The organism is Streptomyces sp. NPDC085460 (assembly GCF_044541975.1).
Taxonomy (GTDB): domain Bacteria; phylum Actinomycetota; class Actinomycetes; order Streptomycetales; family Streptomycetaceae; genus Streptomyces.
The window spans coordinates 21,194-46,751 of sequence record NZ_JBITTO010000014.1 but is presented as its reverse complement, the minus strand read 5'-3'; the positions used below and the strand labels follow the sequence as shown (position 1 = coordinate 46,751).

21 protein-coding genes are annotated in these 25,558 nt (G+C 70.5%); 12 read left to right on the top strand and 9 right to left on the bottom strand.

Translation table 11 applies throughout. The features are described from left to right. The first annotated feature begins 495 nt into the window (after positions 1–495). The 3 genes from ACIGHB_RS29775 to ACIGHB_RS29765 are packed head-to-tail and all read left to right on the top strand — an operon-like array spanning position 496 to position 3,526. Complete coding sequence (locus tag ACIGHB_RS29775; protein WP_399917301.1) at positions 496–1,596, top strand: bifunctional DNA primase/polymerase; 1,101 nt, start codon at positions 496–498, stop codon at positions 1,594–1,596. Between the two features lie 26 nt (positions 1,597–1,622). Further along, positions 1,623–3,128, top strand: coding sequence for a phage/plasmid primase, P4 family (locus ACIGHB_RS29770; RefSeq protein ID WP_399917527.1), 1,506 nt, complete (start codon positions 1,623–1,625; stop codon positions 3,126–3,128). Next, on the top strand, positions 3,125–3,526 hold the full coding sequence (locus ACIGHB_RS29765) for a DUF6009 family protein (RefSeq protein WP_399917299.1): 402 nt from the start codon (positions 3,125–3,127) through the stop codon (positions 3,524–3,526). Before ACIGHB_RS29770 ends, ACIGHB_RS29765 begins: the two co-directional genes overlap by 4 nt. Positions 3,527–3,618: 92 nt before the next feature. Here the strand turns inward: ACIGHB_RS29765 and ACIGHB_RS29760 are convergent, their stop codons facing one another. The 4 genes from ACIGHB_RS29760 to ACIGHB_RS29745 form a co-directional block, all read right to left on the bottom strand. Next, complete coding sequence (locus tag ACIGHB_RS29760) at positions 3,619–4,026, bottom strand: hypothetical protein (protein WP_399917296.1); 408 nt, start codon at positions 4,024–4,026, stop codon at positions 3,619–3,621. Beyond that, positions 4,023–5,195, bottom strand: a complete 1,173-nt coding sequence (locus tag ACIGHB_RS29755) for a helix-hairpin-helix domain-containing protein (protein ID WP_399917294.1) — start codon at positions 5,193–5,195, stop codon at positions 4,023–4,025. Before ACIGHB_RS29755 ends, ACIGHB_RS29760 begins: the two co-directional genes overlap by 4 nt. After that, positions 5,192–8,641, bottom strand: a complete 3,450-nt coding sequence (locus ACIGHB_RS29750; RefSeq protein WP_399917292.1) for a DNA polymerase III subunit alpha — start codon at positions 8,639–8,641, stop codon at positions 5,192–5,194. The genes ACIGHB_RS29755 and ACIGHB_RS29750 overlap by 4 nt, the downstream gene beginning before the upstream one ends. Before the next feature lie 89 nt (positions 8,642–8,730). Beyond that, positions 8,731–8,895: a hypothetical protein gene (locus ACIGHB_RS29745; protein ID WP_399917290.1), complete on the bottom strand. Its 165-nt coding sequence runs from the start codon at positions 8,893–8,895 to the stop codon at positions 8,731–8,733. A gap of 139 nt (positions 8,896–9,034) precedes the next feature. Here ACIGHB_RS29745 and ACIGHB_RS29740 point away from each other — a divergent pair, with 139 nt between their 5' ends. Next, positions 9,035–9,244 (top strand): hypothetical protein, encoded by a 210-nt coding sequence (locus tag ACIGHB_RS29740; protein ID WP_399917288.1) that lies wholly within the window; start codon positions 9,035–9,037, stop codon positions 9,242–9,244. Between the two features lie 25 nt (positions 9,245–9,269). Here ACIGHB_RS29740 and ACIGHB_RS29735 read toward each other — a convergent pair whose 3' ends face one another. The 3 genes from ACIGHB_RS29735 to ACIGHB_RS29725 form a co-directional block, all read right to left on the bottom strand. Then, positions 9,270–9,911 carry a hypothetical protein gene (locus tag ACIGHB_RS29735; protein ID WP_399917286.1) on the bottom strand — a complete coding sequence of 214 codons (642 nt, stop codon included), beginning with the start codon at positions 9,909–9,911 and terminating at the stop codon, positions 9,270–9,272. 230 nt (positions 9,912–10,141) lie between these two features. Further along, the gene (locus tag ACIGHB_RS29730) at positions 10,142–12,004 is read right to left on the bottom strand and encodes a hypothetical protein (RefSeq protein WP_399917284.1); all 1,863 of its coding nucleotides are present in this window, start codon (positions 12,002–12,004) and stop codon (positions 10,142–10,144) included. A 154-nt stretch (positions 12,005–12,158) separates the two neighbouring features. Next, positions 12,159–13,466: a helix-turn-helix domain-containing protein gene (locus ACIGHB_RS29725; protein ID WP_399917283.1), complete on the bottom strand. Its 1,308-nt coding sequence runs from the start codon at positions 13,464–13,466 to the stop codon at positions 12,159–12,161. A 1,126-nt stretch (positions 13,467–14,592) separates the two neighbouring features. Between ACIGHB_RS29725 and ACIGHB_RS29720 the strand changes: the two genes are divergently transcribed. The 6 genes from ACIGHB_RS29720 (at position 14,593) to ACIGHB_RS29695 (ending at position 20,552) form a co-directional block, all read left to right on the top strand. Continuing rightward, positions 14,593–14,880: an ATP-binding protein gene (locus ACIGHB_RS29720; protein WP_399917281.1), complete on the top strand. Its 288-nt coding sequence runs from the start codon at positions 14,593–14,595 to the stop codon at positions 14,878–14,880. After that, complete coding sequence (locus ACIGHB_RS29715; RefSeq protein ID WP_399917279.1) at positions 14,789–15,199, top strand: ATP-binding protein; 411 nt, start codon at positions 14,789–14,791, stop codon at positions 15,197–15,199. Before ACIGHB_RS29720 ends, ACIGHB_RS29715 begins: the two co-directional genes overlap by 92 nt. A gap of 110 nt (positions 15,200–15,309) precedes the next feature. Beyond that, a complete protein-coding gene (locus tag ACIGHB_RS29710) occupies positions 15,310–15,690 on the top strand; it encodes a hypothetical protein (protein WP_399917277.1) in 381 nt (126 codons plus the stop codon). Between the two features lie 870 nt (positions 15,691–16,560). Continuing rightward, the gene (locus ACIGHB_RS29705; protein WP_399917275.1) at positions 16,561–17,790 is read left to right on the top strand and encodes a DUF6884 domain-containing protein; all 1,230 of its coding nucleotides are present in this window, start codon (positions 16,561–16,563) and stop codon (positions 17,788–17,790) included. Between the two features lie 576 nt (positions 17,791–18,366). Then, entirely contained in the window at positions 18,367–18,765 is a 399-nt protein-coding gene (locus ACIGHB_RS29700) for a hypothetical protein (RefSeq protein WP_399917274.1), read from the top strand. Between the two features lie 233 nt (positions 18,766–18,998). Further along, positions 18,999–20,552, top strand: a complete 1,554-nt coding sequence (locus ACIGHB_RS29695; RefSeq protein ID WP_399917272.1) for a hypothetical protein — start codon at positions 18,999–19,001, stop codon at positions 20,550–20,552. A 69-nt stretch (positions 20,553–20,621) separates the two neighbouring features. Here ACIGHB_RS29695 and ACIGHB_RS29690 read toward each other — a convergent pair whose 3' ends face one another. Together ACIGHB_RS29690 and ACIGHB_RS29685 are read right to left on the bottom strand one after the other, a co-directional pair. Beyond that, on the bottom strand, positions 20,622–20,756 hold the full coding sequence (locus ACIGHB_RS29690) for a hypothetical protein (RefSeq protein ID WP_399917271.1): 135 nt from the start codon (positions 20,754–20,756) through the stop codon (positions 20,622–20,624). 335 nt (positions 20,757–21,091) lie between these two features. Next, positions 21,092–21,613: a hypothetical protein gene (locus ACIGHB_RS29685; protein WP_399917269.1), complete on the bottom strand. Its 522-nt coding sequence runs from the start codon at positions 21,611–21,613 to the stop codon at positions 21,092–21,094. Positions 21,614–22,627: 1,014 nt separating this feature from the next. On the opposite strand from ACIGHB_RS29685, the gene tap reads away from it, so the two are divergent. Together tap and tpg are read left to right on the top strand one after the other, a co-directional pair. After that, complete coding sequence (gene tap, locus ACIGHB_RS29680) at positions 22,628–24,793, top strand: telomere-associated protein Tap (protein WP_399917267.1); 2,166 nt, start codon at positions 22,628–22,630, stop codon at positions 24,791–24,793. 3 nt (positions 24,794–24,796) lie between these two features. Next, positions 24,797–25,351 carry a telomere-protecting terminal protein Tpg gene (gene tpg / locus ACIGHB_RS29675; RefSeq protein ID WP_399917265.1) on the top strand — a complete coding sequence of 185 codons (555 nt, stop codon included), beginning with the start codon at positions 24,797–24,799 and terminating at the stop codon, positions 25,349–25,351. The last annotated feature ends 207 nt before the right edge of the window (positions 25,352–25,558 follow it).

Sequence of the window (25,558 nt, the reverse complement as noted above, 5' to 3'; positions counted from 1 at the left end):
GTCAGCCGCAGCACCCGGCCGCTGTGGGCGACGAAGGGGCCGGGCGAGGTGCCGGAAGTACTCCAGGGCGGAGGAGGGGGCTTCAGTCGCTGGGAAGACCATGGCCTGCAGGAGTAGCGACTGAAGACAGCGACCGAGGCCCCCTCCAGTCGCTGTCATAAAACCCCAGGTCAGAGGCTATAGGTGAACGCGCACAGCGACTGAAGCGACTGAGGTCCGGTATATCAGCCGAACCTGTCGCGCGTGTGCGCGTCATATATACGGGTCTTCAGTCGCTTCAGTCGCTGTTTTGGTCCCTGTAGGGCCCTGACCTGCACTTTTATGAAGCGACTGTGGGCAGCGACCGAGCCCCCAGAGTCGCTGCCCACAGTCGCTCGGTCGCTGGACCCTCTCGGAAATGCGACGCGCGTGTCGGTGCGTTGATCGGACCGAACGCGCGTTTTCGCTAGTCTGTCTCCGATATTGAGTCGCTTCAGTCGCTGATGGGGGAACGAAATGCCTGCTGACCTGCGGGTTTCCTCCAGCGACTCAACAATCGCTGCCCAGGCCCCCGAGTCGCTGGCCCTGGCCCGCTGGTGCGTGAGCCACGGATGGCCCGTGCTCCCCCTCGCCCCAGGCAGGAAGACTCCCGCCGCGAGCTGCGCGGCCTGCCGCCAGCCAGGACACGATCACCGCACCTGCCTGTGCCGCAGGGAAGGCCGCTGGTGCCACGGCTTCCACGCCGCCACCCTGGACATGCACCGCGTCCAGCAATGGTGGGGCACCCGCCCCCAGATGGGCGTCGCCGTCTCCTGCGGCCCGGCCGACCTGGTCGTCATCGACCTCGACACACACCCTGCCCCGCAGCCCGACCGCAACCGGCTCCTGCCTGGAATCACCATCGCCGACGACATCGACGTGTCCCAGATGACCACCGGCTTCCACACCATCGCCGTCCTCGCGGCGCTCCGCGGACAGCCGACCCCCGCCGAGGACACCACCACGCTGCGCGTCCGAACCCCGTCCGGAGGCATGCACATCTGGTACCGCGCCACCGACGCCCGCCGCTGGCAGAGCTCCGCCGGCTCCGGGAAGAACCGCGCACTCGCCTGGCAGGTCGACATCCGGGCCGAAGGCGGCTACATCATCGCGCCCGGCACCCGCACCGACGCCGGCGTCTACACCCCCCTCGACACGGCCCGCGTCCCCGCCCCGCTCCCGGCCTGGCTCGCCCAGGAACTCCAGCGCACCCACCACCTGCCCGCCGCCCACGTCCCCGCGCCCCGCCCCGTGCCGGGCCGCGCCCGCCAGGCCGTCGCCGCCGCACGGCACGGAGGCGACCCCGTCGTCGCTATCCTCGGCACGGTCCTCGCCGAGGTCGCCGACTGCGCGAGCACAGCCGAAGGCGCCGGCTTCTCCGAGAAGCTCAACCGCGCCGCGTACACGGTCGGAGGCCTCGTCGCCGCAGGACACCTCGACGAGCACCAGGCCCGAACCGCGCTACTGGAAACGTCCCGCCACGCCCGCCCCGGCCAGGAACACCGGGCCGAGGCCATCATCCGCAGCGGCATGACCGCCGGCGCCCGGCGCCCCCTCAACCCCGGGAGCCGCCCGTGACCACCCCCGCCGGCGGCGAGCCGAACATGCTCTTCGACTTCGACCCCCACGACCTGGCCGCCCAGATCATCGCCAAGTCCCACCCTGTCCTGCCGCCCCAGCAGGCCGGGGACACGCACAGGCCCGCCCCGCAGGACACCGCCCCCGCCACCCCGCACGGCCTGCTCCCGGACTCCCTGACCGACCGCGGCAACGCCAAACTCTTCGTCAGGCTCTACCAGGCCGACTACCGCCACGTCCCAGGCCTGGGCTGGTACCGCTGGGACACCACCCGCTGGCAGGTCGACGAGGACGACTCCGTCCTGTGGGCCGCCGGCGACATCGGCGAGCACCTCGCCGTCACCGACCCCACCGGCGAACACCCCGAGACGGCCCTGCGCAAGCACCGGCGCCGCTCCCTGAGCACCTCCGGCATCAACGCCCTGCTCGCACAGGCCAAATCCGCCCCCGGCATGGTCCTCAAGGCCGAACACCTCGACGCCGACCCCTACGCCCTGTGCACCCCGAGCGGCATCGTCGACCTGCGCACCGGCCTCCTGCGCGTCCCCGACCCCAACAAGGACTTCCACTCCCGCTCCACCACCGTCGGCCCGGCCGCGACACCGATCCCGCGGTTCCGCCGCTTCCTCGACGACACCTTCGGCGACGACGACCAGGGCGCCGAGATGATCGCCTTCCTCCAGCTCCTCCTCGGCTACTCGATCACCGGCGACGTCGGCGCCCAAGTCATGCCCTTCCTCTTCGGCGCCGGCAAGAACGGCAAATCCGTCCTCCTCGACGTGCTGATGAAGCTCCTCGGCGACTACGCCGACGCGGCCCCGCCCGGCTTCCTCATGGCCCGCCCCTTCGAAGGCCACCCCACCGACCTCGCCGAACTCCACGGCCGACGGGTAGTGGTCTGCTCCGAGGTCAAGCCCGGCGACAAGTTCGACGAAGCCCGCGTCAAGCTCCTGACCGGCGGTGACCGCATCAAGGCACGCCGCATGCGCCAGGACTTTTTCTCCTTCGCCCCCACCCACCACCTCTGGCTGCTCGGCAACCACCGCCCCGAGGTCGGCACCGGCGGCTTCGCTTTCTGGCGCCGCATGCGCCTGATCCCCTTCGAACGCACCGTCTCCGACGACCGCAAGATCGACAACCTCGCCGACATCCTCGTCGCCGAAGAAGGCCCCGGAATCCTCAACTGGCTCATCGACGGCGCCCGACGCTACCTCGGCGGCCAGAAAGACCTCACCGGACCCGACAAGGTCCGCATCGCCACCACCGCCTACGCAGACACCGAAGACCACACCGGCCGCTTCTTCGACGAAGCCTGCATCCAGAGCGCCGACTGCCGCACCGAGCAACGCACCCTCTACGACGCCTACCGCAACTGGTGCACCAGCGAGGGCTGCCTCGCCATGAACAGCCGCACCTTCGCAGCCAGGGCCCGCGAGCTCCTCGGGCTGTCCTCCCCGAAAGAGATGATCTTGTCGAATTCGAGGAAGTACTACCCTGGCATTGGACTGCTCGCCCACGAGGAGACGTCATGAGTTCCCTGATCAGCGAGAACGATCTCAAGCACGAGACCGACCTCGTCTGGCTTGAGGACGTCTCGCTCCTCCACTACGTCCGCCAGAGCCTCGACCGCCTGCCCACCCGCTCCGGAAAGCCCGCGTACCACCGCGACGGCCGCATGGTCGGCTACGCCGTACTCAGCACCACCGCGAAGGCCTCCCGCGCCTCCGGCACCTTCCGCCGCCGCGTCTTCTGGCTGCTCCCACACGACCGGGACACGGATCCTGACGGGCTCTATGCAAGTTCAGCCCCCGCTGAGGCCGTCGACCCACGGACCCTCGCTCCAACGGTCAAGGGGCGTAAGACCGAGCGCTCTGAAGGTGGCCCCCCATCCACCGCCATGCAGGAACTGGGCATAACGCTTCCACTCTGACCTCGCACGCCGTCTGATCCGCATCCGCAGCGGGTCCTTCCCCAATCTCGGGGAAGGACCTGCTGCGGCACGTCCGTGGACGGCTGCCGTGGTTAGGTGGTCCGTGCGATGACGATTGGTGCTTCCCCGAGGGGCTGGTCCTTGAACCGGTAACCCTGGGCCGACAGGATTGCGCGCAGAGCCTGGTGCATGGCGGACTGCCGGCGTTCCCATGCGTCACCGGCCTCGTTCTCCATGTGCGGGTGCTGCCGCCACGACAATGCAAGGCCGATTGGTCCGGGCACGACGGACAGCGCCACCCCGCACCGGTCGTCGAAGACGTCGGCCTGGGGGTCCGCGATCGGCAGCCCCGCCTTCATCAGGACGGTCACCACGTCAACGGCCAGGCCCCGGCGCTCGTCCGGTACCCCGGAAGCGCTGAACACCTCTCGGTCCAGAGCCTTCACTGCCCTTGCCTGCCACAGATCGGCGATGGGGTCGCTGGAGTTGGACTCGGTCATGCGGTGCTCCTGACGCTCGGGGTTGTTCCGCACGCCACCCTGCCCACGTTCGCCTGTGTCGACCGTTCCGTCGCCCGCTCGGGTGTACCGCGAGCCCGCAGGCCGGCATCAGTGTCGGCGGAGTGCGGCTTGCTGGGGTGACGGTGTGCGGAGGCAGCTCCGGCGATGCTGCTGCCGTAGCGGGCTCGGGCTCGGTCGAGAGCGGCTTCGAGGCGGTGGAGTTTCTCGTCGCGGTCGTCGAAGGTCAGCTGGTGTACGGCGCTGTCGTCGCTCCGAAGCCGTTCGGCGCGGAGGGAGAGTGCCCGTACGCGGGCCCGCTGGAGGCCGAGGGCGTGGAGCAGGTCGCGTGCGGTGGTGGTGAGGGTGGGGGTGTGGGCGGTGGCCTCGGGCAGCGTGCGGGTGCGGGTGGTCTGGGTGCGGTCGGTGTAGGTGACGGTCAGCGTGAGGGCTTCGGTGATCTCCCCGGTCGAGCGCAGGCGGGTGCCGAGGTCCTCGACGAGGGCGAGGACGGTGCGTTGGTGCCGGTCGGTGTCGAGCTCGTCGTGGTCGAAGCGGTGTCCGGCGCTGAGGGACTTCGCGGGCGCGGCTGGGACGACGGGGCGGTGGTCGGTGCCGTGGGCGAGGGCCTGGGCCTGTCGTGCGGCAGTGGTGCCGAGGATCCGCTGGAGGGTGGCGGGCGGGGTGTCGGCGATGTCGCCGACCGTGCTGATCCCGTAGCGGGTGAGCGTCTGGGCTGTTTTCGGACCGATACCCGGCAGCTCGCCGACCCTGCGGGGGCGGAGGAAGGCGGCGATCTCGTAGGGGGTGTCGTGGACGGTGGTCACGGCACCGGGTGGGGTGAGGGCTGCGGCCATCGCCGCGAGCGACCGGGTCGGGCCCGCGCCGGCGGAGCTCGTGACGCCGTACAGGGCGAGGAGGCGCAGGCGGATGAGGGCGAGCAGGCCGTCGATGTCCCGGTCCCAGTAGCGCAGGGCGCCGGCCAGGTCGACGTAGGCGGACCAGTCGGCCGGGAGGGCCTCGACTCGCGGGCTGATTCCTTCGATCACGCCGAGGAGTTGCTCGTACAGTTCGGCGGTCTGCTGCTCGCGGGTGATGTGGAAGCGGATGCGGGCGATCGCTCGGCGGCGCGGGGCGGGCGTCGAGGTGGGGGCGGCGGTGGGGGTGTTCATCCGGCGCTGCCGGGGGAGCGGTGGGCGAGGTGGGTGAGGTCGGCGGAGCGGGTGCCGGCGGGCTGGAGGTCGGCGTAGGGGTGGAGGCGCGCGCCGGCGGTGCCGTCGGCGAGTGTCCGTGCGGGAGCCGGCGCGGCGGGTGTGGGGGCCGGGGTTTGGCCCAGGAGGTCGAGGACGGCCTGGGGGCCGTGGGTGGAACGGGTGGTGGCGAGGGTGTCGAGATCCCAGGCCATCTCCCCGACGACCGTGCGGCGCGGGCCGCGGGCTTCGACCGTCCCGCGGACCAGGAGGAGCCCGTGATGGAAGACGGTGTGGGCGCATGCCTCGTGGGAGTCTTCGAAGAACGCGATGTCGACGAGGCCGGAGCCGTCTTCGAGGGTGACGAAGATGATCCGCTTGCCGGAGGCGATGGGCGGGGTCTGGGTGGAGGCGCGGACGCCGGCGACGAGGACCTTCTGTCCGGGGTGCATCGCCTTGAGGTGGGCGGCGTCGGTCGCGCCGATCTCCCTCAGCAGGCGGTGGTGGTCCTCCATCAGATGTCGTGTCACGTCGATCTTGAGCACGCCGAGCTCGGCCTCCAGCTTCTCGCGCGCTGTCATCTTCCTCAGCCCTGCCGGGGCAGCCGCGATGAGAGAGGTGTCGAGGGGGAGCTGTCCGTTGCCGGGCCGGGTACGGGTGTGGCGGTGGAGTTCGGTGGCCTGCAGCAGCAGGTCCCGTCGTGACGCGTCGCCCTTGAGCGTGTCGAGGGCGCCGATGCGGATCAGGCGCTCGGCGGTGGGGAGCTTGGGGCGGGCGCGTGACCAGAAGTCCTGCAGGGAGCCGTAGGGCTGGCCTGCGGCGATCCGGGCGACTTCGTCCTCGGAGATGCCGTGGACGGAGGCGAGCGACATACGCACCGCCCACCCGCGCTCGTTCTCCTCCACGGCGTAGTAGGGGCGGGAGAGGCTGATGTCGACGGGCAGGACGGCAACGTCGTGTCGGCGGGCGTCGGCGACGATCACCCGCAGCGGCCACATGCCCGGGTCGTGCTCCAGCAGGCCGGCGTACAGGGCGGCGGGGTGATGGGCCTTGAGCCATGCGGACTGCAGGGCGGGGACGGCGAAGGCGACGGCATGGGCGCGGCAGAAGCCGTAGGCGCCGAAGCTGGCGACGATGCCCCACACCTCGTCCAGCACTCGGTCGCTGTAGCCACGGCCGGCGGCGAGATGCCGGAACCATGCCTCGATCCTCGGCAGGCGCTGCTCGTCGGCCAGCCCCCGCCGGGCGACTTCCGCCAGGGCGCGGTCGCAGCCGGTCATGACCGCGAGGATGTCGATGATCTGCTCGTGCCAGATCGTCACCCCGTAGGTGTCCCGGAGGACGGGTTCGAGGTCGGGGTGCGGGTAGGAGGGGGCTGCGCCGTGACGGGCGGCGATGTACATCGCCGGCATGCCGCCCTTCACCGGCCCGGGCCGGAACAGGGAGATGTCGGCGATGACGTCCTGCGGGTCGCGGGGCTGCAGCCTGCCGACCAGGTCCTGCTGGCCGGGGGATTCCAGCTGGAACATGCCCACGGTGTCACTGGCCTGAATGAGGGCGAAGGCGAACCGGTCGTCGAGGGGGACGTGGTCGGGGCTGTCGAGGTCGAGCTGTCGGCCGGTGGTTCGCCGGATCTCCCCGACGGCGTGCGCCATCGCCGACTGCATCCGCACCCCCAGCACGTCGAGCTTGAGCAGACCGAGGTCCTCGACGTCCTCCTTGTCGGCCTGCACCATCGGGTACTGGCCGCCGGGGGTGGGCTGCACCGGCAGCCGGTCCAGCAGCGTGCTGTTGGACAGGATGACGCCGCAGGGGTGCATCGCGATCCCGCGCGGCAGAGCGTCGAGTCCCTCGGCGAGCTCCCACAGCGGCCCGTACCCCTCAGCTTCCGCGGCGAGGGCGCGCAGTTCGGGCAGCTCGGCGAGCGCGGAGCGGATGTCGCAGGCCCGCACGTGCGGGAAGGACTTCGCGATGCGGTCGACGACCTGCGGGGCAAGCCCCAGGGCGAGGCCGGTGTCGCGCAGCGCGTGCCGGGCCCGGTAGGTCTCGGGCATACCCGTGACGGCGACCCGTTCGCTGCCGAAACGCTCGATGATCCGGTCGTACACCTCAAGGCGGCGCGCGGACTCGACGTCGATGTCGATGTCCGGCAGCGACGTGCGCCGTTCGCTCAGGAAGCGCTCGAAAAGCAGGTTGTGCTCCAGCGGATTCGCGGTCGCCACAAACAGGCAGTGGTTCACCATCGAGCCGGCCCCGGAGCCGCGGGCGGCGACCCGAATACCCATGTCACGGACGTCGGCGACGACCTGGGCCACGGCAAGGAAGTACGCCTCGAAACGCAGACGGCCAATGACCCCCAGCTCGTAATCGAGCTGCTCCATCGCCTTGCGGTCCAGGTCCAGGCCGCGGGCCGTCATGCCCGCCTCACACCGCTGCCGCAGCAGCCGCATCGCCCCCTCCGGCCCAGGCCCCGCACCCACCACAGCCGGCTCGGGAAAATGAGGGGTGCCCAGTCCGAGATCCCGCACTGGGTCCACCGAGCACGCCTCCGCCACAGCGATCGTCTCCGCGACCAGCCGCTGCGCGCGCGAGGAGCCGGCGCCGGCAGCGGCCGCGACCCGCTCGGCGACAGCGAGCATGGCGCCGCCGTCCTTGAGCCACCGCTCGCCGCAGTCCAGGCCCCGCCGCCGGTCCACGGGCCGCAGCAGCCGTGCCGCGTCAAGGACGTCGGCGAGCCGGTGCTGCGCCGGGTCGGCGTAGCGGACCGCGTTCGTCAGAACTGCCGGGATCCCGAGCCGGTCCGCGAGCAGAAGCGTGTGCGCGGCAAGACGGACCGATCCCGGACCCGTCCCGGGAAGACCCCAGCACACGATCTCCAGCCGCAGCCCCGCACCAACCGTCGCGATCCACGGCCGCAGCAACCGCTCGGCGACATCCCCGCGGCCGGCGGCGAGAGCGCGCACCGGCTCGGACGCGGGGCCAAGCAGGACCACCAGGTCCACGCCCGCGAAGTCCTCGAGCATTTCCCGCGATGCCTGCGGCGGCACCCCGGCGGAGAAGGCGGCGGCATGCGATGCGGACACGAGCCGGCACAGCCGCCCCCACCCCGCCACGTTTCGGGCCAGGAGCGTCGCCCTGAACGGCGCCTCCGGAACGTGAGTCCCGCCGCGCACCGGCGTCCGGCGCCGGACTACGGGCTCGGCGGGGGAGTGGGAGGCGACGCCGAGGTCGACGCCGAAGAGCGGCCTGATCCCAGCCGCAGCGGCGGCCTTCGCGAAACGGACCGTCCCGGTGACCGTGTCGCGGTCGGTCAGCGCCAGCGTGCCGATGCCCCGCTCGGCGGCCCGGGCTACCAGGTCATGAGGGTGGGAGGCGCCGAAACGGGCCGAGAAGCCGCTCGCGACATGCAGATGCGGAACCGCAGCCACCACACCCTCCTGCCATAACCCCCTAAACCAGTACCAATGACCTTGGCACCTTCCACGCTAGTCGAACAAAAATCGAACACGCCACTTGGTCACTCCACGCCACGGGACGACTCGGGGATGTGACGGGGCGGCGCGGAGACGTGGAGCCGACTTGGGGTCTGCCGACCGGAAGCGACGAGAACGCTGAGCCCGGCGACGAGGTCGGCGCCGCGCTCGGCCTGGTCCACCAGGCCCAGGAGGTGCGCCCGGTCCACCTACGAGTACCTGCGTCTGCACCAGGCCGCGTACGCGCCGATCGACGCCGGGCAGCAACTGGACGAGTGGGCGAAGGAGCGGGGCGAGGGCGAGCGCACCGTCACCGGCGGCCTGCCGACGCTCTCCCTGCTGGACGAGATGAGCCAGCTCCTCGACGGTCTCAAGCACCTGTACCGGGACACGTACAAGGGCCCGGACCCCGTTGCGCGCCTCCGGCTGACCGAGTGCAAAGCGGCCCTGCTGGACCGGATCGCTGTTGAGGAGGGCCGTCCCGAAGCTGCCGCCCAGGCGGAGAAGGCCCGCGCCCTCGCCGTCCAGCTGCGGGCCGAGATCGGCGGAACCTCGTAGTCAGAGCCCGAAATCCGTCCGACGCTCAGGCAGCCTGGAGAACCGAGCGGATGGTCTCCGCGACTGGCGGGGCGAAGGCGGCCAGGAGGTAGGGGTTGAGCGAGGGCGAGAAGGAGAGCATCAGCTCGCCGCGGTCCTCGCCGTCCTCGCACAGGGCGTGGTCCTCGACGAGCAGGACGGTGTCCGGCCCGAGGCCGGCCGTCGGGTTGCAGGTGATCGAGCGGTGTCCCGGCCGGGCCTGTTCCCGCTCCAGCGCCGTGCGGACGACCGTCGCGCACGGCTCCTCGAAGAGTTCGTGGAGGCGAGCGTCGCTCTGCGGACCGACGGCGATGCGGAGCTCCGCCGACTCGACCGCGAGAGCGAGGTGGACGGACTTGTCCTCGCGTACGAGCGGGTGCTCCAGGGCGGTCACGGTGTGCCAGCCGCCGACCGGTGCGACCTTCTGCCGGCCGTCGGCGTCCGGTGCCGTGTTGGCGTAGTCGAGCGTCGCCGCCTTCACCTCCGCCTCGGCGTTCTCCTCAGGCGTCTGGCACTCGGGGCAGAGGTATCCGACCGGGCGCCCCTGCGTGAACTCGAAGTTCCAGCGCGAGGCGTCGTCCGCGTTCCTCCAGCACGCACGGGTGCAGCGGGTGCAGTGGCCCAGCGGCCGGGCCTTCGTACGTGCCATGACGTCCTCATCTCCTCTCGGCCCCCGGGCAGCTGCGCGGGGGCCTCTGCATCCACAACGCACGGCCCGACAGGTCGGGTGCGCCGCGGACGGGCCGCGTCCCGGGGAGCACGGCCAGTGGTGGCACATCGCCGGGCGCTGCGGCGCCGAGACTCTCGGCGCCGCAGGCCGGGGAGCCTGACCGCAGCCTGCTGTGCGATTTCAACTGCAGGCGCGCGTCTCTTCCCCGGCTATGACGATGCATGTGGCGCTCCTCTCTCGTTCTGCGGGAGCGTGGGGGAGAAGAGGCTCAGCCGCTCCGCGAGTTCGTCAGCGGCACGAATCATCTGGGCATGGAGTGGCTCCGTGGTCTCAGGGTCGAGGACCGTCGGAGGGTGATCGCTGTGCCCCGGACCGCGGACCGCATATCCGCTGTAGGGGAAGCGGCCGACGACTGGAGTGCCGAAACGGCTGAGGTGCTGCTCGACCTGCCCGTCGAAATCGTCGAGGGGCTGTTCCTCCTTCCGCCATCCCGTTTGGAGCAGCAGCCCTGTGACTGGCAGGCTCCACCGTCCGAGTTCCTCGGCGCGCCACTGACTGGCGGCCTCCGAGGCCGTCAGGGAGATGGTCTTCGCACCGGGCCCGGTTCCTCCGATCGTGATCTCCCGGGGGTAAGGGGACGTGGGGTGGAGGAGCAGGCTGAAGTCGGCGAGTTCGCGGAGGACGTGAACGTCGGCCCAGGTCTCTGAGGGCAGGATGGTGCAGTCGAAACGTCGGCGTGCGTCGCCAACCGCGACAGTCTGCCCGAGATCCATGGGATCGGCTTCGCCGCTCCACAGGCTTCCCGGAGGCGGGGCCAGACGCAGCGTCCGCCAAGCCGGAGGATCGGCCGGTGTAGACGGAGCGGCTGAGGACCGACTGGACCCCACCAGCGAGAACGGCTCGTCCCGCGGGAGCCGGAGCACAGCGGTGTGTCGGCCCTGGGCCGCCCACACTGCCGCGAGTTGTTCGGCCACGCGCGCCAGCTCCTCCCTCCCCAGGTGCCTTCGCAGGCCGGAGAACTGGTCGGCGGACATCAGGAGAATCACCCGGCCGTCCCGGACACGGGGTGCTGCCGAGCGGACGGGGCGGACGGGGCGGGCGGTCGCACGCCGCTCCCCGATGGCGACCACGGTCTTCGGGGCAGACGGAGCGGTCGAGGCCGGAACTCGACGGCTGCGGACGACGAGCGGGCTGTGGTTGTTGCGAGGGATCGGCGCGGGGCTGAGGCGGACAACGCAGCTTTGGGGGGTACACGTGTGATCCATGAGGATCAGGCCGCAGCCGACGACGCGGTCTGTGAGCAGGCTGATGAACCGGTCCTCGTCGAAGGAGTCGCCGTTCACGGTCCGGTCGACGGTCCACTCCACGCCGTCCCCGTCGGTCTGTGGGCTGACCGTGATGCTGGTGTGTCCGGCGAGTCGGTCCCACAGTCGCGGGCGCCGCAGGAGCGCGCTGCCCAGAGCGGACGCGGGAGAAAGCTGGCGCAGGAGACTGCGGCTGGCTGGCTCCGCGCGCTTGGGCCCCGGCTCGGGCGCGGCGACGTCCCAGCGAGGGGTGCCAGCCTGAGTACGAATCCGCTCCGTGTGCGCGGTAAGCAGCTCCGGAAGATCTTCTTCGCGAGGGAGGGTCACCGTTACCTGGGGCTCCGAAGTGTCCCATGGCCTGTCGTAGGCCCAGTCCCGCAGGCCGAAGTGGAGAGAGCGTCCGATGATCTGCACCATGAGGCCCCGGGTGCCGCGCCAGGTTCCTCGCTTCGACTGGTATGGCAGGTGGTCCAGCAGGGCCTGGACATCGGCCTGGCACTCGACACGGAGTTCCAGTTGGCTGCCGGGATACCTGCCCGGGACCAAGATCGGATGGGCTTCCCGGATTCCGAAGGGGCGGGTCCGCTGCGGGCCGGTGCCGGCGCCGAGGGCGGTAAGGATGACGGACTCCAGCAGCGCCTGGGCCGCGCTTGCCGATGGGACGAGCCGGTCGTAACGATCGGTGGCGGCCAGGCGGAGGCGAGCCCTGCGCAGGTCCTCTCCCGTGATCTGGGAGGTGGCGTCGCTAAGCAGGTGAAGGTCGAACATGCCGGCGGTGCTCCTTTCACAGCAGCCCCCGGTCCAGGCGGCAAGGCGCACAACAGCACATCGGCGTTTCAGGCGATGAGTCCAACAACGGGCAATACGACGAGGTTGTCTGACGGCGCCTGATGGACCGGGGTGGCGCCCAGAGCCGGCCGCGTCAGGGGCCGGGCATCACGGAAAGTACCACAGCAATGGCGTTCTGCAGCGCCAGCAACCCGGGGTCGTCGGGTCCACCGCGACCTTCACTCACTCCGAACGGCCTCTGGCGTATCGGCGTCCGGCATACAGGTTCGGCGCCGCCGGAAGGGGCGGCGCCGAATCGTTCGGAGACGTGGTTACCGGACTGGCTTGAGCGGGGCGGGCTTGAGCGGCGTACGTTTCCCTTCCCCCTGGCGGCGGCCTTGCGGGCCTTCTCGTCCAGGTGGAGCTGGAAGCGGCGCTCGTATTCGTCTTCGAAGTCGCCGACGTCCAGCCGCAAGTCTCTGGGCAGGGCCCGCATGGCACGCTGCTGGTCGCGGGGGTCGGCGAAGGCCGAGATCGCCGGGTGGAGCTGGAAGCGTCCACGGCGTACAACGGTGACGAGCCGGGCGGCCACCAGGTGGGGCATGGCGCGGCTGATCATGCCGCGTTCCAGGGCTAGGCCAGTGGCGAGCTCATCGTGAGTGGCGACCACGAGACCGCCGGCTTCCTGTTCGCTCATCATGTGCAGCAGCAGGGTGTAGGCGGTGGGAGGCAGCCGCGGTACGTACGCGAGCCCGTTGAAGCTGCCCCACAGCACACGGCGCGGCGCCCATTCCTCAGCAGCTGACGTCATGACCTGGCCTTCCCTTCCCCGCGACCCCTTGGGCACTTCAAGCTTCGCACCGGGAGCAGCCATCGCCCGAAACGCCTCGGGCGCGTTCGGATCCTCCATGATCTCCCGCAGGAGATCCAGTTGCTCCACCCGGTCCCCGATACTCGGCTTGGACCGCTTCTCGCCCTTGCGCGGTTCGTGGAAACCGCCCCGCAGTGATGCGGCCGGATTGAGCTGGTACAGCCCCCGCTTGACCTTCCGCAGAGCTCCGTCCGCCTCCAGGACATTGAAGACCCGGCTGATGTGGGGCCGGCTGTACCCGAGGGCCTTGGCGACATCCTCGTGGGTGGCTTCGATCTGGCCGCCGGGCTTCTGCGAGCCCATCAAGGTGAGCAGCACGACCAAGACGAACCGGTCCTCGTCGTACCGCTTCGCGGCCCAGCGCATGAATTCCAGGCTGTCCATCGAGAACGAGTCCCCGATGAAGCCAGTGCTGGATCCGATGGGAATCAGCTGGGCGATATGGCCCGGCGGCAGATCGACCTTGGTGCCCGGCGTCCTGCCGTACGCGGTCGGCGGTGGCTTGGGACGTCGCCGACGACGCGACGGCGTGCCCGGCAGCTGCGGCGCTGCGCTGCCGTCGAGGGGCCCAAAACACGGCAGGGGCAGCACGGAAGTCGCCGGAACGTCAGCTCCTTCTGACATTCACTTTCTGCTCGGCGTCGACCCGAGCCCGACACTCCGCTGCACTCTTGGTGGCAGTACTGCCACCAAACCCATGTGATCGGTCAGGAACTGCTGACGACGAAGACGAGTTATGTCAGCCCTGAGCTGACATATCATCTGGCGCCCGGAGCTCTGACCTGCGAAAACGTGGCGATCTCCTCTATAGAACGCGCGCGCGTGATACCCGGGTAGCAAGCCTCGGGCAAGCCTGACGCGCCGTCGCCGCGCGACCGCTTTCACGCAATCAGCCACAGAGACGGCCCCGGTGGCACGGCCGGACGGCCTGAACGCGCAGACCGTTGCCGGGGGCCAGCCCCCGGAACCCCCGCTGGGGGCACCTGCCCCCAGACCCCCGCCAGCGCCTAGGGCGCGCTGGACCGCCCACGCTGCCGCCTGTCCTCAAGCTCGCAGGCCCTTCCGCAAGCTCCAGGGCCTGCGAGCTTGACCGTCCGGGCCCTGGGGGCCCGGACTGGACAGTTGCCCTCGGATGGAGTGGCTGGCGTAGTACTGGCGAAGGGAAAGGGGCTGGTGAAGTAGCAGCAGTTCCTGTTGCCCGGGGCGGGTCCGAGGGCGCATAGGGAGGGCATGAGGGTGTGCGCGCAGGGCGGACAGGAGGCGTGACAGTCGACAGCTACATCAGGGCGGGCGGTGCCTCCTCGGAGGCACCGCCCGTGGGGGTCCATGGCCAAGGTGGGTGGGCGGGTGAGGCTCGTATGGATCTGCGGAAGGTCACCTGGGCGTGGGGCCTGGACGAACCGCACCTGGGCTTGGCACCCGTCGATGCGCCGCCCCAGCTGTGAGGCGAACTCCCCGTTCTCGACACCGACAAGCGCGAGCTGACCGCGTACCCCGTCCGCGATGGTGCCCCGTGCGAAGAGCTGCTGGGCAGGAGCGTCGACCGCGTCGCACTGGCGAGTGGTGACGTCCCGCCGAAGCCGTGCATCGGCGCTCTGCACCTGACGACGACGGCGGATCTCGGAACGCCCCGAGTCAGTCGCGGCCGTCATGAGGGAGCTGGAGCCGCTGTCGGGGGAGCTTGTGGACGGTTTGCTGCAGGTGGCCGGCGGGCTGGGTGGGACTGGACGGTCGTCAGCAGCGGCTGCTGCGGCTGGCCCGTTTCCCCAGGCCCAAGCGGCTGGAGGACTTCGACTTCGCGAAGAACCCGAACGTCACCCCCGAGGTCGTCGCGGACCTCAAGTCCCCCACCTGGGTCCGTGAGGGCCGGCCGCTGGTGCTGATTGGCGACTCCGGTACCGGCAAGTCCCACCTTGATCGGGATCGGCACCGCGATCGCCGAGGCCGGCCTGTCGGTCCGCTACACCACCACCAGCGCGCTGGTGAACGAGCTCGCCGAGGCTGACGCGGCCCGCCGTCTGTCCTCGGTCATCGCCCGCTACAGCAAGATCGACCTGCTGTGTCTAGACGAGTTCGGATATCTCAACCTCGACCGCAAGGGCGCGAAGCTGCTGTTCCAGATCTTCACCGAACGCGAGGAACGCAAAGCCACCGCGGTCGCCACGAACTCGCCCTTCACCGAGTGGGACAAGACCTTCGGCGACGCCCGCCTCTGCGCGGCCATCGCCGACCGGATCACCTTCCGCTGCACGCTGATCCAGACCGGCACCGAGTCCTACCGCCTCCAGACCACCCAGGAATCCCTCTTCCCCACCCCGGACTGACACGCCACGACCAGCACGAGGGTGGTTCCACAGGCCCATCCCTTTGTCACGCCCTGTCTCCTTCTCTGGGGCACTCCACTACTATCCGGCCGAGAGGACGTGGTGGGGGAATGACTGAGTACATCGACTGGGTCGTGGAACTGGTGGGGGCGATTCTCTCCGGCTGGGGGATGATCGGTTTCATGGTGGTCCTCTGCGCCGCCGCGATGGTTGTGGGCCTGCTACGCCTGGCCGCCGTCCTGATACTTGCGCCGATCGGCGGTGCCGTTCGACTCGCGAGCCGGGGCTACGCGATAGCAGTCCGTCGCGCTGGCACACCCGACGTCCAGTGCACGGCAAGGCGAGGCATGGCGTTCAACGAATTTCTCGACTGGCTTGCTGGCCCCGGTGGCTGGGTCGAGTTGGGTCGGTGCGGATATGGCGGCGGCCACGCTGGACTGTGTGGGGGATGGATTGATCTTCCTCCTGCAACCCCTAATGAGCCTGCTTGACCCGGAAGGCTCATCTCATCGCGGCTGGACCCATGATGAGGGTGAGGCCCCGGCCGCGACTTGTCAGGGAGGCGACCCGGGCCCGCACCGACAAGCTACCCACAGCCCTGCACCATCTCCCTGGGGCACTCCGCCCAGCGCCACCGGGTCACCCGATCAGTGGCTCTCAATCTCGCCGGAGAACACCGGCCACGGTTGAGTACATCCCGCCACGAACGGCCTACACCTGGCTCCCGTTCATGCCGGAGCAGTGGCCCCCATATGACCCGATGAAATCAGCGCGACTCACGCCCTGTCCCTGCGGCGCACCTGGCCGACCGGTACGTCTACCGGGAAACCGCGGTTGACTTCCCGTACGAGGAGCGCGCGTACGGGACCGACGCCGCGGACCTGTTCGCCGGGTTCCCCGAACTGGTCGACCCGCACTGGGCTGAGGCTAACGGACCAGGATCCCCAGACCGCCCTCTCCCTCCTGTGCTATCGGCCCGGCAGCCTTGAGGACATCACCGGCGGCGGGAGGCCGAGGAACGCCTCATCGGCATGAGCCGGACCGGCGTGCCGCTTCCCGATCTGGCAACGGGCGCTTCCGGTGACCGAGCCCGACAGCACCGCTGCCTGCCGTGCCTGCCCGCGGCGGAGAACGGAGGCCGGGGCCTGGCGGAGATCTGGATCCTTGAGGGGGCGTGGGACGTTCCGTCGGGTTGGCGGGGCGCGGGTGGCGGCGCTCGCCCCTGAACCGCAGACGGCGGTCGGAGGGGCGGGGCGGCAACTGCCATTTCGTCACCCCTCAGGGTGAAACAAATTGACGTAACGAAATGAAACGAAACATGATGAGGCTCAGCCACACCGACCGCACAAAGGGGCACCATCGTGAACAGGCCGCTGGAGAACGAGGGATTCGGCGCCGCGCGAGCGGAGCGTCGGGACCGCCGGCTCGCCGGATACCTCACCGCCTCCCCGCTCGACCTGCGCCTCGGCTACCGCGCCGAGACCCGGCTGGAGTTCGCGGAGGGCGGCGGGAAGGGCAAGGTCCGCGCGCAGGCCGCCCGGGAGTTCGCCGCCGCGTTCGGTGTCGAGACCCGCGAGGTATGCGTGATCAAGCGCGGCACCTACACGGGGGAGGAGCGCATCACGTGGCTGCCCCGGGTTCTGACGGTCCACGGGGACGCCGAGTCCGTGGCCCGGTACGTCGCAGCCCTGCCCCGGATCATCGACTACACCGAAACCCTCGCGACCCAGGCCGCCCGTTCCTACGGCCACTGGTCGCGCCGTGCGATCGCCGAGCCCCACATCGAGAACCTCGACGCGGCCGGCCGCCGTGCCGCCGCCCGCGCATTCCGTGCCGCCGCCTTCCTCGCAGCCGCCCGCGTGCTCGCCCGCCCGGAGGACACCGACGAGGTCACCGTGGTCGACCAGGCGCTCGCCCCCTGGGAGCAGGTCGACGCCATCGCCGGCGGCATCGCCGTCTACGGCTGGGTGGACATCACCGAGGCGTACGACCCGGCCGAGGCCACCCGCCTCCTCGACGACGCTCGCCGCTCCGGTCTCCACACGCAGCACCACGACGAGGCCCGCGCCCTGGCGATCCGTCAGGCCGAGCGGGCCCAAGCCCTGAGGGACGCCCTCGACACCGAGCCCGGCGCCATCGCCGAGGACGCCGCCACGACCGGCCCGGTCGTGGTGATCCCATGCTCGGGATCCAAGCTCCCCCATCGGGCCGAGGCCGGCCGCATCTACACCGGCCCCCTCCACACCCACGCCCGCCGGACCGCAGATGCCCTCACCGCCACCGGCGGGACCGTCCTGATTCTCAGCGCGCTTCACGGCCTGCTGACCCTCAGCCAGGAGATCGAGCCCTACGACCACACCTGGAACGATCCCGGCAGCGTCACTGAGGACGAACTGCGCGCCCAGGCCGGCGCCCTCGGCATCAGCGACGCAGCCGACGTCGTCCTGCTCACCCCAGGTAAGTACACCCAGCGCGGACTCGCCGTCTGGCCCGACGCCCGGACCCCGCTCGCCCACCTCGGCATCGGATCCCAGCGCGGCCGCCTCACCACCCTGCGCAAGTACCCCGAGCAATACGCCGCCGCTGCCTGACCACCGTCCCCTCTCCCGAGGCGTCCTCGATGTCCTTCCCCCTGGGCTGGCGCCACCGCACTGTAGGAGAAGGACGAGGACCTGGTACGCATTCGCAACCGTGCGACCAGCTGTTGCGCCGCGCTCCACACCCCCCCGAGGGCGACAAGGCCGTCCAGAGGGGCACCAGCGCCGTGCTCGCCCTCGCCGGGTAGGACCGCGAGCAGGGTACGACCCCCGGTCCTCCCGCCTCCCACACTGTGTCCTGCCGAACCGCGCGCATACATCCGCCCGGGTTACGCCGCCCGCCACAACGATCCGACCGCAGCATGACCGGCGCTGCGCAGCCTGGCTCGTGCTGCAGGGACACCGGCACGGGCGCACGGACGTGAGCCAGCGAAGCCCCCACCCGTGTCTACGCAGGGGCCCGCTACCGCGAGGACGAGGACGCGGCCGGCCCGGCCGTTCTGCGCTGAGAGGATGGGGAACTCCTCGACGAGTCCCCGCCCGCCGAGGAACGCTGGAACGGGTGGCGGACCTGCCGGGAGCCGGTCCAGCGCGCTGCCGACGTCCCCTTCAGCACCAGGAGCCGCACCGATGAGCCATCACCAGGCCGGGACCTTCCCCACCGCACCGGGCCCTCAGTGTGCCTTTCCCGGCTGTACCCGGCCGCCGGCGCCGAAGGACCCGGCGCAGCCAGGCCGGCCCGCGAAATACTGCGACGACCCGGCCCACCACCGAGTCGCCGCCTTCCGGGAGAAGGAACGCCGGGAGAGGCAGGCTGCGGCGGAGGCGACGGCCGCTGCTGTCGGCCGTCTGGAGTCCGCCCGGACCGTCACCGCCGAGGCGGGGGCGAGCGTCATCGAGCTGGTGCGCCGGCTGGAGGATGAGATCCGGCGTCTCCTCGACGAGGCCGCCCGGTCGGCCGTCCGCATCGAGGAGTTGGAGCAGGAAGTCGCCCGCCTCACGCTGTCCGGACGGGGAAACCGTCCCTGACACGCGGTTGTTGCGGGATGCAGCGGTTTGAGTCGCTTCAGTCGCTGCCGAGCTGCCGGTGACCGGCCGGCCGCGCTTACCAACAGGAGTTATGGGCTTGTGACTGCGGGCGGATGTCGGCGGTCAGCCTGGTGGTGAGAGCACGGACGAAGCATGCGGTGACCTCGTACGACGCCCCTGCCGGGGCTGCACCGCATCCCCCGTTTCTGTGCGGGGTGGAAGGAAGGCCGGCCGTGCCCACCCACGACACCCCGTCCGCCGTCGAGCTGTACCCGCCGACCGACGAGGACGGCTGGTACGCCTCGCAGGTGCGCGACTGGGTCGCGGTCTGCCCGGAGCTCGGCGATCCAGCGGTCCGTCTCTACCTGATCCTGCGCTCGCTGGTGATCGACAAGCACGGCCCGGTCCGCAAGCTCTCCATCGCCGAGTTGTGTCACCTGCTGCCGCGCAAGGCGGTGGCGCCGGGGGAGCGGCCGGAGCCGTCGAGCGTCTCGCGGATCCGCGGTTTGCTCGACCAGCTCACCAGGGTCGGGCTGGTCACCACTCCGGAGGGGCGCCGGCTGACGTCGTCGTCGCGGGCTCTGGCCGCCGGGCAGCAGCTGCGTATGCGGATCAATCTGATGCCCCGCCGGAGCTACGCGGGTCCGCGTAATGCGTTCGACGTGCTGGACGAGATCCGCCCGGCCGCTGAGCGGTCGGCGCGCGCGGCCCGGGAGCGGGAGCTGGACCTGGCCCGGGCTCGCCGCGCGGCCCGCCAGGAAGAGGGCGGGAAGGGTGCGCAGACCGGTGCGGCGGGGGCGGGTCAGAATTCCGGCCCGCAGGGTGCGGGTCAGAATTCTGGCCCGCGGGGTCAGAATTTTGACCCGCGGGGTCAGAATTCTGACCCGGATTCGGGGGATGACCTGCAAGATCGCGACCTCCCGCTCAGTCTTACCGCTCAGTCCTACCGCTCAGACACCGACACCTCCTCCGTCCGTCCGTCCCCTCAGGTAGTAGTGGGGTGGGAAGGAGCGAAAGGCGGGACGGATGAACGGATGGACGAAGGGCCCGACCGGGTGCAGGAGGGGAACCGGCCGCAGGCCGGAAGGGCGGGCGAGGGGCAGCGGCAGGATGAGGTGCCGATGCAGCGGCCGGAGATGACGGCCGGCCTCGACATCCTCTACCGCCTCGGTGCCCAGGTGCCCGTCCTCGCGCTCGCCGGCCGTCCTCTCGCCGACCAGGCCCGTCGCCTCGACACTCTCCTCGCCTGCACCTCCTGGACGGCCGAGCTCCTCCTCGCAGCGCTCGCAGCCCCCTTCGAGGGACCGGTGCGTACGAGTGCCGGCGCCGTCGTCTCCGCCCGCATCACCGCCCTTCCCGCCGCCCCCGCCTTTGAGTACGTCCCGGACCCGGACGGGGCGGGGCGCGGGGTTGCGCAGGAGAGGCAGCGGCGGGTGATGGCCGAGTGCACGGAGTGCGGGCGGCCGCCGGAGGCCGGGAGTGATCTGTGTGCCGAGTGCGCCGGCTGGCAGCTGTGCCCCTCGTGCCACTTCTACCGCACCCCGGACGGAGCTCCCTGCCGCCACTGCACCGACACGGCCGTTGTCACCGCCGCCGAGCCGACCGCGCGGTGCGCCGGGCACGACGGCGCCGGTTGTGGCACGCCGGTGCTGAAGACGGGCTCCCTCGTGCCCCTGTGCGGCCGGTGCCAGGTCCAGGCACACCGCATCCGCGCCGCCCGGGACGCCCAATGGGCCGACGCCGTCCGCGCGGCCGTCGCCGCCGCGGCAGCCGACACCACCTTGTAGACCCGCCAGGACATGCGCGAGGGCCCGCCCGAATCTACCGGGCGGGCCCTCACACGTGTCCTGGCGGATTCAGCACACGTTCCGTGCCGGGGCAAGACCCCACTCGGGGTCGAAGCCCCAGCCGGTGTCGCCGCGGAGCACCGCCGTCCTGTTCGTGGTGACTCCCCAGCCGGGGTCGCATCCCCATCCGGTGTCGTGGCCCATACGATCCCCTCCCTGGCGCGCGGCGCCTGGAACGGCGGCCGGTAGGGCGACCGTAGCCGCCCTCCGGGGTGCGCACCATCCCGGGGACCGGAACCGGCGGGCTAGCGGCCCGCGTTAAGACCGTGGAAGCTCGCAGTGACCGTGGCGCTTACCACGTCAGGCCCGGCTTACCACCGCAGATCAGGGCCTTGTGGTAAGGCTGACCGTACCTGGGCAGTGGAGCCTTCACGTAGCTCCCTGCGCCCGCGCCAGCAGTCTGGCCGCCCGCGCGGAGAACGGGAGGCACCAGGTGATCCCGCCTTCTTGGGGGCGCCTCGCTCCGTCCATGCCCCCAGTCACGGCCCTTCCGTCACACGTTGGATCGTCCTCCAACGTGGGGCGTCGTCATCAGGGACGTCCGGAGACGCGAAGTGGAAAGGCACGCGAAGGTGGCCAGCCAGCGCCCGGCCGGCCTCGGCGGCGGCAACACCAGGAGGAGGCCCGTCAGATCGGTGATACACGGTCGCCAGGTGGCCGTCCCCAGCTGGGGCGTCCAGGACCGCGACCAGGAGGACGAACCAGTCGTGCACCGTATCGCCGTCCCAGAGCGCCTCCACCGCCGCCACACGACCTGGGAGCGCCGCGGCGCGGGCTGCGAGCGAGGGGAGGTCCAGCGGATCAGGCGGCGTGCGCTGCACGCGGTCGCCCAGGGCCTCGTATCGCGCGTGGACCACCCGCTCGGCTTCGTGCAGGCCAACCCCCAGCGGGCGCAGCGCCTCCCAGACGGACCTGACCGCCGGCATACGGCGGTCGCGCAGCACGTCGGCATCGACCTCTCGGCAGGTCCGTTCCTCCAAGTAGGCCCACCAGCCGCTCACTGGGCCACCAGCTGGGATCTCAGGGTGCGCGTCATACGTTCGAACGTACGTCAGGGGCTCGGGCCAGCCCCGGCCGCCCCCTTGACGGTGCTGCCGAAACTCGGGTTCTGGCGCAACTTAGTGAAACCGTGCCGCCCGGGTTCGTGCTGACCTCCGGACGAGCTGCTGATCTGTCGGTTCACCAGGGCTACCGACACCGGAGAGCGAGGGTGGGTACGGCTTCACGGAAGTTGAGCCAGAGCCCGATCTCGTGGACAAAGCCAGGTACCGAGGGGAGTCGCGGTAAGCGGCGCTCACCGTGGTGAGTACGGCCCAGGACCTGATAGGTGACACCCCTGTTTTCCCAGGTGAATAGCCCTGCTGATAGGGAGTGGCAAGCCGGACTTACCAGCGGCGGAAGGACTGCCGGGCCGGCGGCGCTCGCACGGGCGGCCGGCTCGGGCGGAGCCAGCAGCGGTTCTCGATCTGCCTGCCCGTTCAGCCCGACCCTTCGCTGGCGTGGCTGAGTGCCTTCGACGGCATGCCTTCGGAGTTCGTCCTTCCGGTCCTGCTGTTCAACCGCGGACGGTTCTGTCCCGCCCGCACCGTCCGTGACCGGCGCTCCCTGCCGTACGCTCCGGAGGTTTCGCGCCGGAGCTGGTAAGCGACGCCGAGCGTGGTGAGCGGGCCGGAACCTGACAGGCAACCGCGACCGTCTGCGCGATGGTCGTCAGTGTCGTGGCGCGCTGCGCGCCGGCCCGTCCGACATCACCTCCATCGTCCGCGTGCTGCCCGACCTCGCTGCGGCGCCTTCGCGGCGTCGGCGCTGTTGACCTTCGGGGCGCGGGCTGGACGTACCGCCCGGTGCGAAGAGGGGCATGGGACCGTCCAGGTGCCCCAGCCGCACTCCTCTCGAGTTCCAACCCAAACGGATTTGCGACTACAGGCAATCTACCTGCACTTTTTGATGGCGTTCTCAAAATTCAACCCAAAATCCAACGTAAAAACTGATACGGTTTGCTCGGAGGTGGACCCATGACGAAAGACTCGAAGGAAGAGGCCCTGTTCAGGGCGGTGGAGGAGCTGCTGGCCGGAGGGCCGCAGTTCCCCGAGCCTGCCGAGCGGGCGCGGCTGCGTGAGGCGGCTGGCGTCACCCAGACCGCTCTCGCCCGCGCCCTGGAGACCTCGACGCAGACAGTGAAGAACTGGGAGGCAGGCCGCTCCGAGCCCCGCCCGCCGCGCCGCGGCCCTTACCTGGCCTTGCTGGAGGGCTGGGCGAGGAAGTACCCCGCACCCCGCGAAGAGCAGCCGGCCGCCGAGAACCCTGCTCCCGTGCCCGTTCCGGCATCCATGGCGACACCGGTGGAGAAGCCGGCTCCGGTCCCGCCCCGACCCAGCACGACACGTCCGGCATCGGCGCCCCGGCGCCCCGCCGTGCGGAAGACGACCGCCCGCTCCACCGCACCGACCGGTGACGGCCCGTTCATGAACGGGCCGCTGGCCGTTCTGACCGTCGAAGACGGCGAGCTCGTCGGTTACGGCGCCGACGGCCTCGTCCTCGACGTCCCCGCCACAACACTTCCCGCACTGGTGGAGTGGACGCTAGAAAAGGGCCGGCTCGGTGCCCCGAAGCTGAACGGTTCGGGCCGCGACGCCGACCCGCTGCTGGTGCTGACGCCGTCCGCACTGCAGCGCTTCGGCTTGCCGGAAGCCCTGACCGAGGATGAGCAGGACTCGGGACGCCTCGCCGCCTCGCACCCGGTGATCAAGCACCTGGAGAAGGCACAGTGGCAGCTCACCCAGCGCGGATTCGGGCCCTGGGCGCGGATCTACCGTCCCGCGCAGGGCAGCCGCCGCCTGTGCGTCCAGCTGTGCATCCCGTCCTGGCACGCGCTCGATGACCGTTCCTGGAAGAACGCCGCCGACCTGGCGGCCGCCGACCTGGCCCGTGTGATGAGCCTGTACGCCTCGCGGGTGATGACCCCGCGCGGTTCGACCGCGGTAACCGGCCTGGAGCTGATGACGGCGCTGCACCCGCCGACCCGTGCCTCCGCCCCCGATGCCGACGGCCACCGGCACAGCATCCACAACCCCGGCTCCCTCGGAGCCAAGCCGATGGACCCGCCGCCGTGCGAAGCGATCAACGGCCACCCCGTCCTCGCCGATTTGCCACGCTTCCACCAGCGCGGCCCCGAGGAACGGATCTTCGAGGAGGCGTACGACTGGGCGCGGCCGCTGACCGACGAGGACCGCAGCCACTCCCACCTGGTGGGCATCGACGTCAACATGGCCTTCGCCGCCGCCGCCAACGGTGCGATTGTCGGACTCGCAACCCCGCCTGTCCGCACGGTCAACCCCGCCTTCGACCCCAAGATCCCCGGATCCTGGCTGGTCGACCTCTCCCACGTCGACCTCGACCGCGTAATGGTCGGCAAGAAGTGGGTCGACCTGTGCGGAGACCTGCTGCCCAGCCCGTTCACCCAGTACGGCGAGCGCCCCGAAGGCCCCGCCTGGTATGCGACCCCGACCGTCGCCTACGCCGTAGAGCTCGGATACCAGGTCCAGCCGCTGGAGGCATGGCTGCGCCCCGACTCGGGCCGCTACCTGGACGCCTGGTACCAGCGCCTGCGTGACGCCTACATGGCGACGATGGCCGACCTCGGCGTGCCGGACGGGCTCGCCCCGGAGGATTTCCTGGCGGCGATGACCGGATGCAAGGACCGCGACCCCGACGCGGCGATCGTCCTGGAGGCGATCAAGGGGACAGTGAAGTTCGGCCTCGGCAAACTCCAGCAGAAGGCACAGGGCGGCAACTGGATGCCCGGCCAGCCGTGGTCAGCGCTCTCCCGTCCGACCTGGCGCCCCGACATCCGCGCCGCGGTCATCTCCCGGGCCAGGATCGGCATGCACCGCAAGCTGGTCGCCCTGGCCGCCGCCACCGGCCGCTACCCCGTCTCTGTCCTGTCCGACTGCGCCGTCTACGCCGCGAACGGCCCGTCCCCGCTCGACGTCCTGCCCTACACCGGCGGCAAGACCATCCCGGGCAGCTTCCGGATCGGCGTCTCCCCGGGGATGGTCAAGCACGAAGGGACCCAGAGCGTGGAATGGGCGGACGCCTTCCGCCGCAGGTTCGACAACCCGCTTCTCAACCTCGCCCGCAACATCAAGTCCGGTCAGCGGACCGGGGACACAGGGGAGTAGACCATGGTGGTCAAGTCGATCGGCGAGGGCCTGGAGCAGGTCCTGGACAAGGCGGTCACCCGCAAGCCGCCGCAGTCCGTCGGCGCGCAGGCGCGGTTCCTGGTGGAGAAGCTCAAGAGCACCAAGGCCGCAGCGGACCTCCTCGGAGTCTCCCCGCGTACCGTCCAGCGGTACCTGAAGGGAGAGATCACGCACCCCCGGGCCAAGGTCGCGGGCCAGCTGAAGGAAGAGGTACGCAAGCGCTGGCAGCCGAAGGTGAAGGAACGGGCGAAGAAGCAGGCCGCCGCTCGCGGCCTGATGATCGACATCCGGGCCAACCTCGGCTACGTGGCCGACGAGCGCAAGACCGACCAGGCCCGCGATCGTCACATCACCATCGCCCTGTCCCCGGCCAGCGCCGAGCGGATCTTCGCCGCCCAGGGCGACACCGAGGACAGGATGCGCCAGGCCGTCGCCGAGTCGCTGCGCCAGGACTACTTCCAGCAGGGCGGCACCCGAGCCGCGGGACTGGACGAGATCCGCATGAACAACCTTCACAACGTCGAGTTCGGACTGTGACCGGCTAGCAAGGTCGCGGCGCCGAAAGCTGGTCGGAGGCTGCCGGAGCGTCCGGCGGGCACAGCGCGGCATACGTCCGACACCATTACTGCCGTCTGCGTCGTCTGGCCTCCAGGCCGACACCGGTCCGGCGCGAGGAGAGCCAGGCGGCGGCTGCCCGCCGTCTGGCTCGTCAGCGAGTCGCACGCCCGCGTCCGCTGGTGAGGA

Bases quoted from the DNA above. Each gene is read 5' to 3' on its own strand.
- ACIGHB_RS29700 (WP_399917274.1), top strand. From the start codon at position 18,367: ATGAGCCATCACCAGGCCGGGACCTTCCCCACCGCACCGGGCCCTCAG.
- tpg (WP_399917265.1), top strand. From the start codon at position 24,797: ATGGTGGTCAAGTCGATCGGCGAGGGCCTGGAGCAGGTCCTGGACAAG.
- ACIGHB_RS29730 (WP_399917284.1), bottom strand. From the start codon at position 12,004: ATGTTCGACCTTCACCTGCTTAGCGACGCCACCTCCCAGATCACGGGA.
- ACIGHB_RS29740 (WP_399917288.1), top strand. From the start codon at position 9,035: ATGAGCCAGCTCCTCGACGGTCTCAAGCACCTGTACCGGGACACGTAC.
- ACIGHB_RS29770 (WP_399917527.1), top strand. From the start codon at position 1,623: ATGCTCTTCGACTTCGACCCCCACGACCTGGCCGCCCAGATCATCGCC.
- tap (WP_399917267.1), top strand. From the start codon at position 22,628: ATGACGAAAGACTCGAAGGAAGAGGCCCTGTTCAGGGCGGTGGAGGAG.
- ACIGHB_RS29760 (WP_399917296.1), bottom strand. From the start codon at position 4,026: ATGACCGAGTCCAACTCCAGCGACCCCATCGCCGATCTGTGGCAGGCA.
- ACIGHB_RS29755 (WP_399917294.1), bottom strand. From the start codon at position 5,195: ATGAACACCCCCACCGCCGCCCCCACCTCGACGCCCGCCCCGCGCCGC.
- ACIGHB_RS29735 (WP_399917286.1), bottom strand. From the start codon at position 9,911: ATGGCACGTACGAAGGCCCGGCCGCTGGGCCACTGCACCCGCTGCACC.
- ACIGHB_RS29710 (WP_399917277.1), top strand. From the start codon at position 15,310: ATGACTGAGTACATCGACTGGGTCGTGGAACTGGTGGGGGCGATTCTC.
- ACIGHB_RS29775 (WP_399917301.1), top strand. From the start codon at position 496: ATGCCTGCTGACCTGCGGGTTTCCTCCAGCGACTCAACAATCGCTGCC.
- ACIGHB_RS29765 (WP_399917299.1), top strand. From the start codon at position 3,125: ATGAGTTCCCTGATCAGCGAGAACGATCTCAAGCACGAGACCGACCTC.
- ACIGHB_RS29690 (WP_399917271.1), bottom strand. From the start codon at position 20,756: ATGGGCCACGACACCGGATGGGGATGCGACCCCGGCTGGGGAGTCACC.